Origin of the sequence: Longimicrobium sp. (assembly GCA_036389795.1) — a bacterium.
Taxonomy (GTDB): domain Bacteria; phylum Gemmatimonadota; class Gemmatimonadetes; order Longimicrobiales; family Longimicrobiaceae; genus Longimicrobium.
The window spans coordinates 1-17791 of record DASVWD010000048.1; the positions used below are offsets into that span (position 1 = coordinate 1).

The following is a 17791-nucleotide window of genomic DNA, read 5'->3' on the forward strand; positions in this document are numbered from 1 at the left end:
GTCGCGAGCGCCACCATGCCCCCCACGGCGGTCAAGAGCAGCATGGGGTTCACCATCGCGGGGGCGCCGCCGCCGCCCGCCGACCAGCAGCCGTTCGTCCTGTACGCCGGCGTCTCGGACGACTACTTCCGCGCGCTCCGCATCCCGCTCAGGCAGGGGCGGGTCTTCGACACGCGCGATCATGCGGACGCGCCCCCGGTGGTGGTGGTCAGCGAGACCATGGCGCGGCGCTACTGGCCCGCCGGCGGCGCGCTCGGCTCGCGCATCCGCATGGGGCCCGACCCGAACGCTCCCCTGCTGGAGGTGATCGGCATCGTGGGCGACGTGCGCAACGACCCGGCGCGGCCCGACGCGGAGCCGATGGCGTACCGGCCCACCCGGCAGGAGCCGTGGCCCCTGGCGACCTTCTTCCTCCGCACCCGGGGCGACCCGGACGCCCTGGTGCGGCCCGCGGAGCGCGCGCTGGCGGAGGTCGACCCCGGGCTCCCGGTGCAGCGCTCGGTCACGCTCGGCGCGCTGCTCGGCGAGGGGCTGGCCGGGCGGAGGCTGCCGACCCTGCTGCTCACGGCCTTCGGCGCCCTGGCGCTCTTGCTGGCCTCGGTGGGGGTCTACGCGATGTTCGCCAACCTGGCGGCCGCGCGGGAGCGGGAGTTCGGCGTGCGCATGGCGCTGGGCTCCAGCCGGGGCGCCATCGCCGGGCTGGTGCTGCGGCAGGGAGCGGCGTGGATGGCCGCGGGGCTGGCGGGGGGCGCGCTCGGCATCGTGGCGGTGGCGCGGCTGCTGCGCACCCTGCTGTACGGCGTGCCGCCGTTCGACCCGGTGGCGCTCGGCGTGGCGGTGGCGGTCCTGCTGGCGTGCGCCACCGTCGCGCTCCTCGTCCCCGTCCACCGGGCCACCCGGGTGGACCCCGCCACGGCGCTGCGCGCGTCGTAGCGCGCCCCGGGGGCACGGGAAGGCCCGCCTCGCGGCATCGCGGGGCGGGCCTTTCGCGCGTCGATCCTGGTCGTTGCCGCTCCGCCACCGCGGAAGTCGGCAGAGTCGGTCGAGGAGCTCTCCGCCGACCCTGCGCGGGGCCAGGCGTTTTCCGGACCGGCGCTACGGCTGGCCGTTGACGGCGCGGCGGACGCCCGGGTCCGCCCAGGCGCGCCGCAACGCGGAGTCCTGCTGGATGCGGCGCCGCACCACGGAATCGCGCACCAGCTCGGAGGCCAGCTCCAGCAGCTTGCGGTCGGCCGCGCTCGCGACGGCGGGTGCCTCGGCCGACGGGGGAGCGGCTCCGGCGCCGTGCCGGGCGTGGGCGGAAGGCTGGGGCTGCGCGCCCGCGTGCGCCGCGTGCTCGCCGGCCCGGGGCTGCGCTGCGCCATGCTCCGCGTGCGCATCGGCCCGTGGCTGTGCGGCGTGCACGCCGGGCCGGGGTTGCGCGGCCGCATGTGCTGTGTGACCCTCGCCGCTCTCTCGGCCGCCCGCGTGATCCCGGTGCTCGTCAGCGGAGCTCTGGCGCCCGGCAGGCCTCGCGGGGTGTCCGGCGTGCCCGACCGCGGCTGCGGCGCGACCGGTAACGCCCGCGTGTGCGGTGTGGTCCCCGGTCGAGCCGGCGTCGGATGGAGAGTGATCGCTCGCCGGGTGCTCCGAGCCGGAGTGCGCCGCGCCCGAGCCGTGGTCCACCGTCGCCGCGCCGGCAGAGTCGTGACCCATTCCGGCCATCGCATCGTGGCTCAGATGCGCTGGCGAGGCGGTGTCCGGCGCGGCGGGCGCGGCGCTGTCCGCGGGCGCGGCGGCGCGCTCCTCGCGCGGGCCGGAGCAGGCCGCGAGCAGCAGCGCGGCGGCCGCGCCGACCACGCGCTTCGCGTGCATGGTCCTGCGGTTCAATGACGGTGCTCCTGCGCGGGTGCCTGGCCCCGCTCCCGCCGCAGCGCGGCCAGGCGGCGCTGGACCTCGGGGTCGCTCCACAGGCGGTGCAGCTCGGGGTCGGCGTGCACGCGGGCCTCGACCGCGGGGTCGGAGAGGAGGCGGGCGACGAAGTCCACCGCACGCCGCACGTCCGCGGCGGGAGCGGCGCCGTGCCCGGCGTGCGCGCCGCCGCCCATCGCCCGCAGGAGACGCTCGCGGTCCGCGGCGGGCATCTGCTCGGCCGCTTCCATCATCAGGCGGTGCAGGCCGCTGTCCGCCATCACACGCTCGCGGATCACCGGATCGGCCAGCAGGCGCAGGTACGTCTCGCGCATCGCCGACGCCGAATCGCCTTCGATGCCGCCCTTCATCTGCTCGTGCTGATGCGCAGGGGTCTCGGCCGGCCGAGGCGCGTGCTGGTGCCCTCCCGCCTGTGCCGGCTGCGGCTGAGCGTGCTGGTGCTCCTGAGTCGCCTGTCCGGCCGGCGCGGCGTCGTGGCCGGCGTGGCCGCCCGCGCCGTGGGCCATTACCGCGCCGCGCGCGACCGTCGGCTGCGGGAAACCGGCCAGGAAGCCCACCACCGGGCCACCCATGTTCTCCACCCCCATCGCCAGCGCCATCTCCCGCCACTCGTCCACCGTCATCAGGAACGAGGTGTCGTCGCGGTAGCGCGCGGCGGCCCGCAGGATCTCCTCGCGCTTCTTCTCCCGCGGCACCCGGGGCGAAGTGAGGATGTCGGAGATCACGTCGTGCATCCCGTGCAGGTTGTCGAAGATGATCGCCGCCTCGGGGTAGCGCGCCGCGAAGGTGGGGGCCACCGCCGCGGTCATCGGCATGATGCGCGGCATGTGCTCGGGCGCGTCCTCCAGCATCTGCCGGAAGCGCGCGACCGCCGCCGTCACGCCCCTCTGCCGCTCCTCGGGCGTGCGCCCGGTCAGCAGCGGCTCGTAGAGGCCCACCTGCAGCCAGTGGTATCCCCAGATCAGCCCGTTGAACTTCGGATACTTCTCCCGGAACGCGGTGGCGTAGTACTGCCCCTCCATCAGTTCCATGTTCTTGGGGCGGGAGCTGAAGGCGACGCTGGGCCGCGTCCGGTAGTAGCGCAGCAGGGCGGCGATCTCGGCGTCCTTCTCCGCCTGCGCGAGCCGCTCGTCGGCCAGCACGTCGTAGACCTGGCGGTGGAGGACGTGCGCCCACTCGAACATCAGCTTGGCCTCGGGGACGAGCTTGGCGTAGGCGACCTCGATGGCGCCCTCCTCCAGCGGCACGCGCGGCGGGTGGACCAGGAGGCGCCGGGTGATGAAGTCGTACTCGCGCTCCTCCAGCCGCTCCGCGGGCGCGTCCGGCCGGCGCCACAGCTCCTCGTAGAGGATGGCGTGGCCGTAGTCGAAGGCGTTGAAGAGCCGGTCCGCCCCCGGGTAATTGCGCCGGAACACCCAGTTGTGCCCGGCCGGCAGGTAGAACTGCTCGCTCTCCTGCACCCACTGCGCGCCCGCCGGCGCGGCCGTCGCGGCGAGGGCGACGGCGGCGATCAGGACGGCGAGGGCGCGGCGCCATCTCTCCGTGCGCAGGTGGGGTCGCAGGCGGCTGAAGCCGCGGCTACAACGGCAGAAAGCCTCGCAAACCCCGCGAGGCTTCAACAGCTTCTGCGGGGAGGCTCCGGAGCCGAATCTCGGCGTCGTCTGCATCGTCTGCGATTCCTTCACACCGCGATCTATCGTAAGCCCGGGATCAGCGAGCGCAGGGCGAACGCGTGCGCCGTGCCGAAGGTCACGTACCACCCCTGCTCATCTCCCGCGAGCACGCGGCCGACGCCGGCGTCAACGTTGAACTGCGGGCTGAGCTGGTAGCGCAGGCCCGCCTCGGCCGTCCAGCGCAGCTCGGCGCCGTCCTCCAGCGGCCGCTCGGCGAAGGCGCCGGCCGTCACCAGCAGCGAGCGCAGCGGAAAAGCCCGGTCGACGGCCAGCCCCGCCATCCACCGCGACGCCTCGCCCCCCGCTCCCGGCTCGGGCCTGAAGGTGTAGGCGCCGTTCAGGTGGAAGCGCGCGAAGGTGAAGGTGCGCGTGGCGATGGCCTTGGCGGTGGCGTACGTCTCCGCCGGGGCCAGCCCGCCCACGGGGAGCAGCACTTCCGCGGCCAGAGCGAAGGCGGGGAGCGTGCGCGTCTCCACGTTCAGGTTGTGCAGCGCCGCCACGGCGATCCCCGCCAGCCCCCCGGCCTGCGCGTCGCCGCCGGCGTCCACCACCACCAGCGGGAAGCCGACCTCGAGCTGCGTGCGCGGGAAGATGCCGTACGCCAGCTCCGGCTCTACCTCCCAGCTGTAGACGCCGCCGCTGGAGCGCTCCAGGCGCACGGGGGCCAGCTGCAGCTCGAAGGCGTGGCGCTCCACGGGGAGCGCGTCCTCGATGCGCAGCGGCCGCCCCGCGTCGGTGTTGTAGTAGTCCGTCTGCGCGCGGGCGGGCGCCGCCAGCGCCAGCGCGCACGCGGCGAGCCCCACCGCCCGCCAGGTCCGGATCGTCATCCGTCTCCCGTGTTCCACCCCGCTACCGCGCGTGGCGGTAGACGAGGTCGAGCAGCTCGTCGTACATGGCCTCGGCGTCCCGGCCGCCGCTCCGGATGGCCGCCGTGGCGCAGTGCTTCAGGTGGTTGCGCATCAGCTCGCGGCCGGTGGCGCGCAGCGCCTCCTGGACGGAGGAGACCTGCACCATGATGTCGGCGCAGTAGCGCTCCTCCTCCACCATGCGCTGCAGGCCGCGCACCTGCCCCTCGATGCGGCGCAGCCGCTTGAGCGCGCGGTCCTTGAACTCCGGGTCCACCCCCGCCGCCCTGCGACCCTCCTCGCCGGGCACGGCGCACCCGCACGAGGCCGGGTGCGCGCTCTCTTCGGCGAGGGACAGCGCTTCGTCCGCCATGTGCGTCTCCTGGTCGTCAGCGCCGGGCCGCGGCGTGCGCCTCGTAGCCGAGGTCGTCCACCGCGGCGAGGATCGCGTCGGGCGCCACGCGGGCCGGGTCGTACCCCACCGTCGCGGTGCCCACCTCCACCCGCTCCACCTCCACCCCGTCGATCTCCGCGAGCGCCTCCGTCACCGCGCGCACGCAGTGGGCGCAGCTCATCCCCTCGATCCCGATCGTCAGCCGTTCCATGGCCGGTCTCCTCGCCAGTGGTGCATACCCGGTGGTATCGATCTGATGTAGCGTAGATGTTAGATACCCCCTGCCCCTATCGTCAAGGGGCGGTCGGGATCTGGATCGTCCGTTTCGCCGACTGGATGCGGGAAATCCGTACCTCTGGCTCGATGAGCGGGCCGGGGAAACCGGGCCATGGCCGGGCTAGTGAGGCGCTCTCACGAGGAAACGGGGAAATCCAGATAGGCTCTGCCTACAGTCCCACGGCGTTCCGACTCGACTCTACTAGCGCTGGTCACTCCGTTCAGAAAATCTCTTCCGGCCTTTAAATTGCATTGGAGGAAACGATCGGGCGGCGTAGCCGGTACCCGGCACTGGTATCGTGCACAGCTGCGGTGGATAGGTAATCTGATGCCGGCCGCCGTACGCGCCGGTGCCATCACTGTGGATCGGATGGATGCCCCGTGAAACGCACCTGTTGTCCTGCGGCCTGTTTTCGCCTTCACGTGCTCGCGTGGACTGAGGCGTGTTGCGGGTTGATGGGCATTACCCTGGCGACGTGAAAACAGCGGCCGCGCCTCGTGGAGGGCGCGGCCATTCGCGTTGGTCTCGCGAGGGCGCGACGACCGGCATCCATCCCCGCACCCCGGAGGGCCCATGCGCAGCAAGCTCACGCTGAACCTGGAGCAACTGACCGTCGACTCGTTCCAGACGTCGGCGGTGGAGAAACCGAAGGGCACCGTCTTCGGCGAGCAGTGCACCTGCTACACCAACTGCACGTGCCCGGGCTGCCCCACCTGCGCCAACACCTGCGCCAACACGTGCGACGACGCCACGTGTGTGGGCTGTGGCTCGGGCTACAGCTGCGATGAAACCGGCTGCGACTGCTCTATCAACGCAACACGCTGCGGCGGATACATCTGCCCCTGACGCACGGCTGGCGGCAGGCCGCCGGCGTTCTGGCGGATGCCGTTCACCGCGGGCGTGCTGTGCGTGATGCACCACGGGCGGGGGCGCCGCACCGGCGCCCCCGTCCGCTGATCCATTCCGAGCCGGCGCCCCTGTCGCAGCCGCCCGCGCCGGTCCGTCTCCTGCGTTCTGCGGCTCGCGCGTCGGATGGACAGCGGCAGCCGACAGCACGCCCGCAGTGACAGTAGCGAAACCCTTGTTGGGGCAGCACTTAGCTGCGGGTGGCTGATCCGCGGCAACAGCTGCGAAAAGCCCGCCTGCGCGGGCTCGTTCCGTGTGGAGGACAGGTTCGGCTCGCGTTCCCACGCTTCCGTGGACGGATCACAGGCGCGAAAAGCCCGCCGACCTCGTGGGTCGGCGGGCCTTCTGCTCCCGCGGTGTTCCGCCGGGCTTACGCGCCCAGCTTGCCGATGAAGGCGGTGAGGCGCGACTTGGCGCGGGCGGCCTTGTTCGGGTGGATGATCCGCTTGCGCGCGGCGCGGTCCAGCAGCGAGCTGGCCTCGCGCAGCGCCGAAGCGCCGGCCTCGCGGCTGTCGGCGCCGCGGACCTTCTTGAGCGCGGTGCGCAGGCGCGAGCGGAAGGCGCGGTTGCGGGCGGCGCGGATCTCGTTGGTCCGCATCCGCTTCTCGGCGGACTTGACGTTCGGCAAGGCTCGGTCTCCAGAGAATACCGGCGCCCCAGTCGGGCGCCGCGGGATGGGGTCTTTCTCACACCCGGAAAACGGGAAGCCGAATTATACCCGAACTGGCCGGAGGTGTCAACCCCAGTCCCCGCGCCGTTTTGACAAGCACCGCGCGCCCCGCTAGCTTGCCGGCCATGGGTGACTTCGACCTGCAGCGCGTCCTGCTCAGCCTCCCGATCCTCCTCCTCTCGCTCACCGCCCACGAGTTCGCGCACGCCTGGGTGGCGCTGAAGCAGGGGGACGACACCGCCTACATGCTGGGCCGGGTGACGCTGGACCCGCGCGCGCACCTGGACCCGATCGGGAGCCTGCTCTTCCCGGTCATCGCCATCGGGAGCGGGCTGCCGCTGCTGGGGTGGGCCAAGCCGGTGCCCACCAACTCGCGCAAGTACCGCCACTACCGGCGCGGCGACATCCTGGTCTCCATCGCCGGGGTGACGGCGAACCTGATCCTGGCGATCCTGTTCGCGCTGGTGCTGATCCCGATCGCCTGGTCTGCCGCGAGCGACGCCCCGGGGCCGCTGAACACGCTCCGCGACATGTGCGCGCTGGGCGTGGCGGGGAACGTGGGGCTCATCTTCTTCAACCTCCTTCCGATCCCGCCGCTGGACGGCTCGCACGTCTTCTACCACCTGCTCCCGCCGAAGCTGGGCGCCAGCTACCGGCAGCTCTACCCGTACGGGATGCTGATCCTGTGGGGGATGGTGCTCCTGGGCGGCTTCAGCTTCCTTTCGCCGCTGATCTACGGGGTCGCCAACCTGCTGGTCTGGCCGTCGGGCCTGCGGTTCGACTGAGCGGCGGACCGATGGAGCTGCAGCTCGCCGCGCGCGACCCCTTCGAGGTCGACCTGGAGCGCTTCCACGGGCCGCTGGACCTGCTGCTGCACCTGATCCGCGGGCAGCAGATCGACATCTTCGACATCCCGATCTCGCGCATCACCGAGCAGTTCCTGGCGGCCATCCAGGGGGTGGAGCGGCTGGAGCTGGAGCGCGCGGGCGAGTTCCTGGAGATGGCGGCCACGCTGGTGCGCATCAAGGCGCAGATGCTCTTCCCCCGGCCCCCGGGCGGCGACGAGGAGGAGGACCCGCGCGCCGACCTGGTGCGGCGGCTGCTGGAGTACGAGCACTTCCGCGAGGCGGCGCGGCTGATGGAGCGCGCCGAGCGCGAGCGCGCCCGCATGTTCTCGCGCGGCTTCGTGGAGGTGCGCCCCGCGCCGAAGCTGTCGGACCTGCCGCTGGAGACCGCCTGGCAGGAGGTGTGGGACGCGGCGCTGCGCCTGCAGGAGCGCCTCTCCGAGCAGCAGACGGTGCACACCGTGCACGGCCGGCCGGTGCGCATCGAGGACAAGATGAACGAGGTGGTGGACGCGCTGGTGGAGCGGAAGCGCGTGGAGTTCGCCGCGCTGGTGGAGCCGTGGGGGACGCGCATCCACGCGGTGGCGCTCCTCCTGGCGTGCCTGGAGCTGGCCAAGCGCAGCGTGGTGCGCATCCGCCAGGCGTCGCCCTTCGCGTCCCTCTGGATCTACCGCCGCGCCCGCGGCGAGGAGAACTGATGCGCGCCAGCCGGATGATCGAGGCGCTCCTCTTCGCCAGCGAGGCGCCGCTCTCGGCCGCGGAGCTGGCACGGGCGGACGAGGGGCTGGACGAGGAGCGGGTGGAGGCGGCCATCCTGGAGCTGCGCGCCGAGTACGAGCGCGACGAGCGGGCGTTCGGGATCTTCGAGGTGGGCGGCGGCTGGCAGCTCCTCACCCGGCCCGAGTTCGCGCCGGTGCTGGAGCGCTTCGACACGGTGCCCAGCGCGCAGCGGCTCTCGGGCCCCGCGCTGGAGACGCTGGCGATCATCGCCTACCGCCAGCCGGTGGGCCGCGCGGAGCTGGAGGAGATCCGCGGCGTGGGCGCCGGCGCGGTGCTCAAGACGCTCCAGGAGCGCGGGCTGATCGAGGTCGTCGGCCGCGGCGAGGGGCTGGGGCGGCCGCTCCTCTACGGGACCACGCCGTTCTGTTTGCAGCACTTCGGCTTCCGCGCGCTGGACGACCTCCCGCGCCCCGAGGAGCTCCCGGTGGTGCTGGCCCGCCGCGCCCCGGAGCCCGACCCCCAGCTCACGCTCGGCGATGGCGCAGCATAGGCCCAGGCCCCACCCGCACGCGGAGGAGGTGCGCCTCCAGACCTTCCTGGCGCGCGCGGGAATCGCCTCGCGGCGCGCCAGCGAGGAGCTGATCGCGGCGGGGCGGGTGTTCGTGAACGGGGTGAGCGTCACCGCGCCGGGGACCAAGGTGCGCCCCGGCGTCGACCGCGTGGCCGTGGACGGGGAGCCGGTGGAGGTGCAGCCGACCACGTGGATCGCGCTGCACAAGCCGAAGGGGTACGTGACCACACGGCAGGACCAGTACGGCCGCCGCACGGTGTACGACCTGCTCCCGGAGCGCTTCCACAGCCTCTTCCACGTGGGCCGGCTGGACCGCGACAGCGAGGGGATCATCCTCCTCACCAACGAGGGCGAGGTGGCGAACCGGATGCTGCACCCCTCGTTCGGGATCACCAAGGAGTACTGGGCCGACGTGGAGGGGAAGCCGACCTCGGAGCAGCTGCACCGGCTGACCGAGGGGGTGGAGGACGAGGGGGAGACGCTGCGCGCGGAGGAGGTGAGGCGCCTGCACCAGGTGGACGAGAACGTCTTCCGCCTGCAGCTGGTGCTGCGCGAGGGGAAGAAGCGCGAGGTGCGCCGCATGCTCGCCGCCGTGGGCCACCCGGTGCGGCGCCTGATCCGCCGCCGCTTCGGCCCCGTCTCCCTCGGCGAGCTGCCCTCGGGGAAGTGGCGCGTGGTCACCCCCGCCGAGCTGGCCTCGCTGCGCGCGAAGCCCACGAAGAGCCCGGCCGGCGCGGCGAAGCCGACCGATGCCGGAAAGCGGCCGGCCGGCGGCGCGAAGCCGGGTCCGGGCGCCGCGAAGAAGCCGGGCGGGGCGGGGAAGCCGGCCGGCGGCGGCGCGAAGACGGGCGGGGGCGCGAAGCGGGCCGCGGCGAAGGACTTCGGCGGCGCGAAGAAGGCCGGCGGGGCGGGGAAGGGAGATGGGCCTCCGGGGAAGAAGGCCGGGGGAACGAAGCGACCTTCGCGCTTCACGCCGAGGAAGGGCGGGCCGCGGGGCTCCTCGTAGGGGCGAGGCCTGCCTCGCCCGTCCGGCGGCCGGGAGGCCCCCTCCCCGCGCGACCCTCGGCTGCTCGTTCCTCGCAGCCAGAGGGCGCGCTCCCTCCCCCGTTGCGCGGTGGAGGGGAACACCTCGGCGCTTTCGCGCGACGAAACTTGCCCCTGAGCGGGGTTGCGGTTCTCCCTCCCACCGCGCAGCGGGGGGAGGGTCGGGGAGGGGGGCGCCCCGCGGGCGGCGCCGATGCTGGTCGAAGCGAAGGCTGACTTTCTTCTGATTGACGAATAGACGAATCGTGGACGTTCGCGACTCGCGTATCGTGATCCTGGGGGGCTCGGGGCTGGTGGGGATGGCCATCGCCCGCGAGCTGCTGCCGCTGAGACCAAAGCTCCTCGTCGTCTCCGCCCTCACCGAGCGCGAGGCGCGCGAGGGAGTCGAGGAGCTGGCGTCCCTGGCGGACGGCACGGAGCTGGTGCCGGAGTGGGGGAACCTCTTCGTCCCCGCGCAGCTGAAGACCGCCGGGCGCGACACGCTCCTGGACGACCCTGAGGCGCGCGGGGCGATGCTCGACGACCTGTACGGGCCCCTGGGCGAGGAGAGCCTCACCCGCAACGCGCTGGGCGAGCTGATCCTGCGCTACCGCCCCGACGCGGTGGTCGACTGCGTGAACACGGCCACGGCGTTCGCCTACCAGAACGTCTTCAAGAGCGCCGGCAACCTGCGCGAGGAGGCACGCCAGGGGCCGGTGGACCTGGAGACCGTCGAGAAGCACCTGGCCAACATCTCCCTCCCGCACCTGATCCACCACGTGTGGGTGGCGCTCGGGGCCATGACGCGCGTCGGCACCCGCGTCTACCTGAAGGTGGGCACCGCGGGGACCGGGGGGATGGGGCTCAACATCCCCTTCACCCACTCGGAAGACCGCCCCAGCCGGCAGCTCCTGGCCAAGTCGGCGATCGCGGGGGCGCACACGCTCCTCCTCTACCTGATGGCGCGGACTCCCGGCGCCCCCGCGGTGAAGGAGATCAAGCCCACGGCGGCCATCAGCTGGAAGGCGATCCGCTCGGGCGAGGTGGTGTGGCGTGGGCTCCCGATCACGCGCGTGGACTCGGTGGCGCCCGTCCCCGTGGGCGAGGCGTTCCCGCCGCGCGAGGGGGTGCGCTACCACCAGCGGCGGGTGATGAAGAAGGAGTTCGGCAAGGACTCGCTCTGGCGCGACACCGGCGAGGTGCTCACGGGCGTCTACCTGGACTCGGGCGAGAACGGCCTGTTCAGCCCCGACGAGTTCGAGGCGCTCACGGCGCTGGGGCTGATGGAGTACATCACCCCGGAGGAGATCGCCGTCGACGCCGTGCGCGAGATCGTGGGGCACCCCACGGGGCGCGACGTGGTGGCGGCGCTCGACGCGTCGACCTCGGGGCCCACCTTCCGCGCGGGGGTGCTGCGCCAGTCGGCGCTGGAGTACATGGACGCGCTGGAGAAGGACGGGCCGCGCTCGGTGGGCTTCGAGATGCTGGGCCCGCCGCGCCTCACCAAGCTCCTCTTCGAGGGCGAGATCCTGCGCCGCCTCTGCTGCGGCGGGCTGGACAACGCGGCGGCGCTGGACGCGGACGACGCGGCGCGCCGGGCCCAGGAGCTGGTGACGGGCGACGCGGACCTGCGCACGCGCATCCTCTCCAGCAAGCTGGCGGTGCTGCTCCCGGACGGCGAGCGGCTGCTGCGCGGGCGCAAGGTGGAGATCGAGCCCGCGCCCGGCGAGGCGGTGGACGACACCGCGCGCAAGGGGTGGGTGGACCTGCGCGCGGCCAACTGGTCGCGCTGGCGCGAGCGCGCCGCGGCCGTGCTGGAGAGCATCGCCACGCGCGCGGGGCCGGAGGGCGGCTCGCGCTGGGACGTGGAGCCGTGGCACCGCACGCGCACGATCCGCCCCGGCGCCCTGGCCGCCTGGGTCTTCCGCTACGAGGACCAGGGCGAGCGGATCAAGCGCTGAGGCGGGGGATGACGATCGCGGCGGGTGATCGTCATCGTCCGACGTGAAGGCGGGGTTGCGAAGGGCCTTCGCAGGCTGGTTCCGTGCGATCCGCGGCCTCACGCGCCGAAGCCGGTGCCGCAGTCCGCGAAGGCGGACCTGGTGCCGTTGTAGCCCCCGGTTTCAACCGGGGGGACCGGGGCAGACCTCCCGGCCATCATCCTCGCCCGACCCGAGATCCTCCCCCACCTCGTTTCCCACCCAGGCAGCGGGTTCGGTATGAGCGACGTGAAGTCGGTGCCGGCGATGCTGGTGGACCTGGCGAAGGGGTTCGCGCTCAGCGAGTTCTACCCGGTCACGCACCCCACCTTCACCGAGGCGCTGCAGAAGCTGGCGGCCACCCTGCTGGCCTACGGCGAGGACCTGGTGCTGAACGTGGCGCCGGGCGGCATCGCCGTGCGCGGCGAGACGGTGGCGCGCCGCTCGCCGCACGTGCAGCGCCTGACCGCGCGGCTGCACGAGCACGGCGTGCGCGAGCTGGCGCTGCGCCACGACGTGGGCGCCGAGTCGCTGGGGAGGCTGCTCTCGGCCATCGCGCTCCCGCCGCGGGTGGTGAAGGCGGTGGGCGGCTTCGCGGCGGCGCTCTCGGCGGCGGGGGCCCGGCGCGTGGTGGTCGACGGCGTGCGCGTGGAGCCCGCCCCGGCGGCCGCCCCCGCGGCGTCGGCGGGGCCCGCGTACCCGGGGACGGCGGCGCGCGCGGACGGGATCGCGCTCTGGTCCGCCCACGACATGTACCAGCAGGTGTCGCTCTCGGCCCGGCGGGTGGAGACGGAAGACCTGGAGCAGCTGCGCCACATGCTGCGCACCGGGAGCGACTCGGAGCGGGTGGAGGCGCTGCAGCGGATGGAGTTCGTGGCGCAGTGGTTCCTGCAGCGGGGGATGCTGGACCGCGCCGTGGGCGTGCTCGACGACCTGCGTCGCGACGCGGAGAGCATGGCGGGGAAGAACCCGGCCACGCGCGGCCACGTGATGCTCGCCATGCACCGCCTCGCCAGCCACGCCGTTGTCGAGGAGCTGGTGGGCCGCCTGGGGCGGGCGAGGAGCGAGGAGGAGCGCGCGGGCTACCGCTCCACGCTGCTGCACCTGGGCGCCGACGTGGTGACGCCGCTGGTGCGCGCGCTGGTGGGGGCCACCGACCTCTCGGCGCGGCGCGCCTACCGCGACGCGCTGGTGGAGCTGGACCGCGTGGGCGTCCCCCTGCTGGAGGACATGGTGGGCGACAACCGCTGGTTCGTGGTCCGCAACATGGTGGGGATCCTGGGCGAGGTGAAGAGCGCCGACGCGCTGGAGCACTTCGCCCGCACCATCAAGCACGACGACGCGCGCGTGCGCCGCGAGACGGTGATCGCGCTCAGCAAGTTCGGCGGCGACGAGGCGGTGCCGCTCCTGGCGCAGGCGCTGAACGACGGCGAGGCGGGGCTGCGCGCGGCCGCCGCGCTGGGCCTGGGCCTCACCAAGGCGCAGACGGCGGTGATCCCGCTGATGAAGCGGCTGGGCCAGGAGACCGACCAGGAGGCGGTGCTGGAGATCCTGCGCGCGCTGGGCCGCTGCGGCGACCCCCGCGCCGTCCCCGTGCTAGCCGAGCGCGCCTCCGCCGGCGGCTTCTTCTCGCGCACCCCCGTCCCCGTGCGCGTGGAGGCCGTCTCCGCCCTCGGCCAGATCGGCGGCGACGCGGCCAGGGCCGTGCTCCAGCGCCTGCTGCAGGACCGCACTGCCGAGGTGCGCGACGCGGCGCTCAAGGCGATCGGGGGAGCGGGGCAGCCGGCGTAGAGGAGAGCAGGGGCTGGGCGGATGCGACGGCAGGCTTCCACGCGGCGGGCACGGTCATCCGCACCGGGCCCGCCGTGTCCGTTCTCGTCCGGGCTGCCCGCCCCGCCAAGTGCCCAAGCCACGGCCGCAACGGCGCAGTATGTCCCTGATGCGTTGACATTTAGCGCGTTTTGCTAATATTCCAGCACTTCGAATCATCTCCCGCCCCGGGCGATTCCTATCCACCGGACGCACTTCCAGCCGAACCGGCACGCATCCCTATGACGTTTCGCGTTTTTCCGCTGCTCGCCCTCGCGGCGCTCCTGGCGGTCCCCGCGGCGGGCGCCGCGCAGGCCCGCGACACCACCACCGTGCGCGTGGTCTCCGCCGCCCGCGCCACGGGCGAGATCCACATCGACGGCCGCCTGGACGAGCCGGCGTGGGACAGCGCCGGCGTGGCCGGCGACTTCGTGCAGAGCTGGCCCAACCCGGGGCAGCCCGCCACGGAGCGCACCGAGGCGCGCGTGCTCTACGACGAGAGCGCCGTCTACGTGGCGGTGCGGATGTACGACTCCCACCCCGACTCGATCGCCGCGCAGCTGGCCCGGCGCGACGCCAGCGGGATCTTCTCCGACTGGGTGCACGTGGCGCTGGACAGCTACCACGACCGCCGCACCGGCTTCCGCTTCTCGCTGAACCCCAAGGGGGTGCAGAAGGACGTCTTCCACTCCAACGACGTCAACGAGGACCTCGACTGGGACGCCGTCTGGGAGTCGGCCACCCGCGTCGACTCGGCCGGGTGGACCGCCGAGATCCGCGTCCCCTTCTCGCAGCTGCGCTTCAGCGGGGCCGAGCCGGCGGGCGGGCGCGTCTGGGGGCTGCAGATCCAGCGCGACATCGCCCGCAAGAACGAGCGCGACAGCTGGTCGCTCTGGACCCGGAACGATCCCGGCTACGTCTCCCGCTTCGGCGACCTCACCGGGCTGGTGGGGGTGCGGCCCGTGCGGCGGCTGGAGCTCATGCCGTACCTGAGCAGCCGGCTGAGCCGCGCGCCCGGCGAGGAGGCGAACCCGTTCTACTCCAGCAACGACGTGGCCTTCTCGGCGGGCGCCGACTTCAAGGTGGGGGTCACCTCGGGGCTCACCCTGACCGGGACCATCAACCCCGACTTCGGGCAGGTGGAGGTGGACCCCGCCGTGGTCAACCTCTCCGCCTTCGAGACCTTCTTCCCGGAGAAGCGCCCGTTCTTCGTGGAGGGCGCCGACATCTTCCGCTTCGGCGAGGTCCGCAGCTACAACAACTACGGCTTCGAGGAGTACTTCTACTCGCGGCGGATCGGGCGCCAGCCGCAGCGGGCCCTCACCGGCGACACCCTCCTCTTCGTCGACGCGCCGGCGCAGTCCACCATCCTGGGCGCCGTCAAGCTGAGCGGGAAGGCCGGCCCGTGGACGCTGGGGGTGATGAACGCGCTGACCGCCGAGGAGCGGGCGCGCTTCGTCACGGCGGACGGGCGCGGCAGCGCGGTGGTGGAGCCGCTCAGCGACTACCTGGTGGGGCGCGTGCGGCGCGAGTTCCGCGGCGGCGGCACCGTGCTGGGCGCCATGGGCACCGCGACGCTCCGCGACCTCTCGGACCCCGGGTTCCCCTCGCTGCTGCGCGAGCGCGCCTTCTTCGCGGGGGTCGACGGCGAGCACTCGTGGGACCGGCGGCGGTGGACGCTCTCCGGCTACCTGGCGGGCACGCGCGTGGAGGGGAGCCGGGACGTGATCACCACCACGCAGCTCTCGTCGTCGCGCTACTACCAGCGCCCCGACGCCGACTACCTGGAGCTCGACCCCGACCGCACCTCGCTGGACGGGTACATGGCCGAGGCGGCGATCCAGAGGAGCGGCGCGCTGCACGGCTCGGTGGGCGTCAAGGTCACCAGCCCCGGCTTCGAGATCAACGACCTGGGCTTCCAGGGGCGCACCGACCATCGCGCCGTCACCACGCTGCTCGGGCGGCGCTGGGACACCCCCGGCAAGCTCTTCCGCGACGGCGGCGTCTTCGGCTACACCTACCACGTGTGGAACTTCGGGGGCGAGTCGATCCTGCAGGGCGGCGCGGTGGGCGCCGACGCCACCCTCCACAGCTTCTGGGCCATGGGGGGCCGGGTGGGCTTCCGCCCCTGGTACGACGACGACCGGCTGACCCGCGGCGGGCCGCTGGCGCGGGCCCCCGGGCGCTGGGAGCTCTCGGGGTACGTGGCGTCCGACTCGCGCAAGGCGGTCTCCTTCGGCGCGGACGCGTTCGTCGCGGAGAAGGGCGAGGGGGGGTGGGACCGCTCGGTGTCGGTGGGCGTGGACTACCGGCCCAGCAGCGCCGTGCGGCTCCGGTTCGCCCCGTCGCTCGGCAGGAGCCTGGGGAGCGCCCAGTTCGTCCGCGCGGTCGACGACCCGCTGGCCACGGAGACCTTCGGGCGCCGCTACGTCTTCGCCGACATCGACCAGACCACCGTGGCGATGGAGACGCGGCTGGACTGGACGTTCTCGCCCACGCTCAGCCTGCAGCTCTTCGCCCAGCCTTTCGTGGCGGCGGGCGACTACAGCGACTTCAAGGAGTTCGAGCGCCCCGGCACGTACGACTTCGCCGTGTACGGGGAGGACCGCGGGACGCTGACGCGCGGCGAGAGCTGCGCAGAGCCCGCCCAGCCGGGGGGCCTGTACCTGGTGGACCCCGACGCCGCGGGCCCGGCGCCGTGCTTCGCCTTCGGCGAGCGCGACTTCAACGTGCGCAGCCTGCGCGGCAACGCGGTGCTGCGCTGGGAGTACCGCCCGGGCTCGGTGCTCTTCCTGGTGTGGCAGCAGCAGCGCGACGGCTTCGAGGCGGTGGGCGACTTCGACTTCGGCCGCGACGCCGGCGAGGTGTTCCGCGCCCCGGCCCAGAACGTGTTCGTGATCAAGGCGACGTACTGGCTGGGCCGGTAGGACCGCCGGAACGCACGCGCGCGAGCTCGCAAACCGAACCGCTCCGGCACGAGAGATCTCGTGCCGGAGCGGTTTTGTAGCTTGTCGGCAGAAGCTGCGCCTGGCAAGATCGGTGGTGACGCGGTGAAGGCCGTGCTCCAGCGCCTGCTGCAGGACCGCGCCGGAGAGGTGCGCGAGGCTGCGCTCAAGGCGATTGGGAGCGCGGGGCAGCCAATCTCGTGATACGCCGCGTTCACTACAGGTTGAGTCCTTCAGACGTCCTGACGCCCGGAGCCTTGCCACGGAAGTAGCAGTCGACTCCGAACGAATTTGAGAGGGAATTCAGTTGCGTGTACAGATCGGAGTACCGTCCATCGCGATCCAGTACCTCCAGGTGATAGAGAACCCCCTGGAGATCGGCGTCACTGATTCTTTTCGCGAGCCGGGACTGTAGATCGACCCCGTGCCACAGCTTGGTCGCCTCGATCACGCGAACGACCGCTTCTTCCGGTCCTCTGAGCCAGAACAGCCAGAGAGTGGGTACGGAAGCGGTTGCGATCCCGGTTGCAGAAGCGCCCGAGCGCGACAGTTCACTGAACTTGGCATCGAGTCGAGTGATCGCCTCGAACAAGAATTTCTCCACGCCGGGAGCGTCTTTGTCGCGAATGACATCGCGTATAATCATGCCCTCCTTGGCGCGGTAGATCGGGTTATCCGGTTCCTTGGTCTTAACCGCCTCCTCTACCGCTGCCCTGAGCGCCGTCCGGAGTTCCGGCACGCCCGCCATGTCGTTCCGGTAAGTGATCGTCCGCTGGTCGCGAATGTCGAAAGGGAGTGCCAGGGGCTCTTGCGCTATAGTGACCACGGGCTTCCGCACTGCATGCCGCACGGCGAGCTCGTACATCACGTTCGGATTGAGTTCCGTCAGGTTCGCCACGACGAGATCGGCATCGAGTAGCCGCTCGATGATCTGGCTCGTGATCGAACCGCTGAGCGACATCTCGTGAGCGACCTCGACCACGTAGCCAAGCTCGGCGAGAACCGGTCGAATGACGGCATTCATCAGCCCCGTGATGGCTCGCCGGGTTTCGGTCGCGTCGCCGCCGATCGGCGAGATGACAAAACAGGTTTTGGGAGGCTGGGACCTGGCGCCGTCGTCGGCACGGGATGGTTTCTCCGAGTTCGAACCTTCGTGTTGGTCGGCGCCTTTTTCGCGGGGTGTCGTTTCGGAGGAGGTCATTGTAAGCCCGGTTCGACAGAGG

Annotated in this window: 16 protein-coding genes; 9 read left to right on the plus strand and 7 right to left on the minus strand. The window is 72.4% G+C overall.

Annotated elements, in window-relative coordinates:
- On the plus strand, positions 1 to 933 hold a 933-nt coding region (locus VF746_05430), incomplete at its 5' end, for an FtsX-like permease family protein (protein HEX8691837.1).
- A gap of 162 nt (positions 934 to 1095) precedes the next feature.
- On the opposite strand, the gene VF746_05435 is transcribed toward VF746_05430, so the two are convergent.
- The 5 genes from VF746_05435 to VF746_05455 form a co-directional block, all read right to left on the minus strand.
- Positions 1096 to 1854, minus strand: coding sequence for a hypothetical protein (locus VF746_05435; GenBank protein ID HEX8691838.1), 759 nt, complete (start codon positions 1852 to 1854; stop codon positions 1096 to 1098).
- A gap of 11 nt (positions 1855 to 1865) precedes the next feature.
- Positions 1866 to 3530: a hypothetical protein gene (locus VF746_05440; GenBank protein ID HEX8691839.1), complete on the minus strand. Its 1665-nt coding sequence runs from the start codon at positions 3528 to 3530 to the stop codon at positions 1866 to 1868.
- 74 nt (positions 3531 to 3604) lie between these two features.
- On the minus strand, positions 3605 to 4411 hold the full coding sequence (locus VF746_05445; GenBank protein ID HEX8691840.1) for a hypothetical protein: 807 nt from the start codon (positions 4409 to 4411) through the stop codon (positions 3605 to 3607).
- A gap of 22 nt (positions 4412 to 4433) precedes the next feature.
- Positions 4434 to 4802 (minus strand): metal-sensitive transcriptional regulator, encoded by a 369-nt coding sequence (locus VF746_05450; protein HEX8691841.1) that lies wholly within the window; start codon positions 4800 to 4802, stop codon positions 4434 to 4436.
- A gap of 16 nt (positions 4803 to 4818) precedes the next feature.
- A complete protein-coding gene (locus VF746_05455) occupies positions 4819 to 5034 on the minus strand; it encodes a cation transporter (GenBank protein ID HEX8691842.1) in 216 nt (71 codons plus the stop codon).
- Positions 5035 to 5673: 639 nt separating this feature from the next.
- On the opposite strand from VF746_05455, the gene VF746_05460 reads away from it, so the two are divergent.
- Positions 5674 to 5946, plus strand: coding sequence for a hypothetical protein (locus VF746_05460; protein HEX8691843.1), 273 nt, complete (start codon positions 5674 to 5676; stop codon positions 5944 to 5946).
- 430 nt (positions 5947 to 6376) lie between these two features.
- On the opposite strand, the gene rpsT is transcribed toward VF746_05460, so the two are convergent.
- Complete coding sequence (gene rpsT / locus VF746_05465; protein ID HEX8691844.1) at positions 6377 to 6634, minus strand: 30S ribosomal protein S20; 258 nt, start codon at positions 6632 to 6634, stop codon at positions 6377 to 6379.
- Positions 6635 to 6801: 167 nt separating this feature from the next.
- On the opposite strand from rpsT, the gene VF746_05470 reads away from it, so the two are divergent.
- The 7 genes from VF746_05470 (at position 6802) to VF746_05500 (ending at position 16550) form a co-directional block, all read left to right on the plus strand.
- Positions 6802 to 7461, plus strand: coding sequence for a site-2 protease family protein (locus tag VF746_05470; GenBank protein ID HEX8691845.1), 660 nt, complete (start codon positions 6802 to 6804; stop codon positions 7459 to 7461).
- Positions 7462 to 7472: 11 nt separating this feature from the next.
- Complete coding sequence (locus VF746_05475) at positions 7473 to 8219, plus strand: segregation/condensation protein A (GenBank protein ID HEX8691846.1); 747 nt, start codon at positions 7473 to 7475, stop codon at positions 8217 to 8219.
- The gene (gene scpB, locus VF746_05480) at positions 8219 to 8791 is read left to right on the plus strand and encodes an SMC-Scp complex subunit ScpB (protein ID HEX8691847.1); all 573 of its coding nucleotides are present in this window, start codon (positions 8219 to 8221) and stop codon (positions 8789 to 8791) included. The genes VF746_05475 and scpB overlap by 1 nt, the downstream gene beginning before the upstream one ends.
- Complete coding sequence (locus VF746_05485) at positions 8778 to 9818, plus strand: pseudouridine synthase (GenBank protein HEX8691848.1); 1041 nt, start codon at positions 8778 to 8780, stop codon at positions 9816 to 9818. Before scpB ends, VF746_05485 begins: the two co-directional genes overlap by 14 nt.
- 283 nt (positions 9819 to 10101) lie before the next feature.
- Entirely contained in the window at positions 10102 to 11796 is a 1695-nt protein-coding gene (locus VF746_05490; protein HEX8691849.1) for a hypothetical protein, read from the plus strand.
- Positions 11797 to 12054: 258 nt separating this feature from the next.
- Positions 12055 to 13605: a HEAT repeat domain-containing protein gene (locus VF746_05495; GenBank protein HEX8691850.1), complete on the plus strand. Its 1551-nt coding sequence runs from the start codon at positions 12055 to 12057 to the stop codon at positions 13603 to 13605.
- 260 nt (positions 13606 to 13865) lie between these two features.
- A complete protein-coding gene (locus VF746_05500) occupies positions 13866 to 16550 on the plus strand; it encodes a DUF5916 domain-containing protein (protein HEX8691851.1) in 2685 nt (894 codons plus the stop codon).
- Positions 16551 to 16785: 235 nt separating this feature from the next.
- On the opposite strand, the gene VF746_05505 is transcribed toward VF746_05500, so the two are convergent.
- The gene (locus VF746_05505) at positions 16786 to 17769 is read right to left on the minus strand and encodes a hypothetical protein (protein HEX8691852.1); all 984 of its coding nucleotides are present in this window, start codon (positions 17767 to 17769) and stop codon (positions 16786 to 16788) included.
- Between the last annotated feature and the right edge of the window lie 22 nt (positions 17770 to 17791).

Coding starts and splice junctions, on each gene's coding strand:
- VF746_05495 (HEX8691850.1), top strand. CDS start 12,055: ATGAGCGACGTGAAGTCGGTGCCGGCGATGCTGGTGGACCTGGCGAAG.
- VF746_05485 (HEX8691848.1), top strand. CDS start 8,778: ATGGCGCAGCATAGGCCCAGGCCCCACCCGCACGCGGAGGAGGTGCGC.
- VF746_05435 (HEX8691838.1), bottom strand. CDS start 1,854: ATGCACGCGAAGCGCGTGGTCGGCGCGGCCGCCGCGCTGCTGCTCGCG.
- VF746_05475 (HEX8691846.1), top strand. CDS start 7,473: ATGGAGCTGCAGCTCGCCGCGCGCGACCCCTTCGAGGTCGACCTGGAG.
- VF746_05470 (HEX8691845.1), top strand. CDS start 6,802: ATGGGTGACTTCGACCTGCAGCGCGTCCTGCTCAGCCTCCCGATCCTC.
- VF746_05460 (HEX8691843.1), top strand. CDS start 5,674: ATGCGCAGCAAGCTCACGCTGAACCTGGAGCAACTGACCGTCGACTCG.
- VF746_05500 (HEX8691851.1), top strand. CDS start 13,866: ATGACGTTTCGCGTTTTTCCGCTGCTCGCCCTCGCGGCGCTCCTGGCG.
- VF746_05445 (HEX8691840.1), bottom strand. CDS start 4,411: ATGACGATCCGGACCTGGCGGGCGGTGGGGCTCGCCGCGTGCGCGCTG.
- VF746_05450 (HEX8691841.1), bottom strand. CDS start 4,802: ATGGCGGACGAAGCGCTGTCCCTCGCCGAAGAGAGCGCGCACCCGGCC.
- VF746_05455 (HEX8691842.1), bottom strand. CDS start 5,034: ATGGAACGGCTGACGATCGGGATCGAGGGGATGAGCTGCGCCCACTGC.
- VF746_05505 (HEX8691852.1), bottom strand. CDS start 17,769: ATGACCTCCTCCGAAACGACACCCCGCGAAAAAGGCGCCGACCAACAC.
- scpB (HEX8691847.1), top strand. CDS start 8,219: ATGCGCGCCAGCCGGATGATCGAGGCGCTCCTCTTCGCCAGCGAGGCG.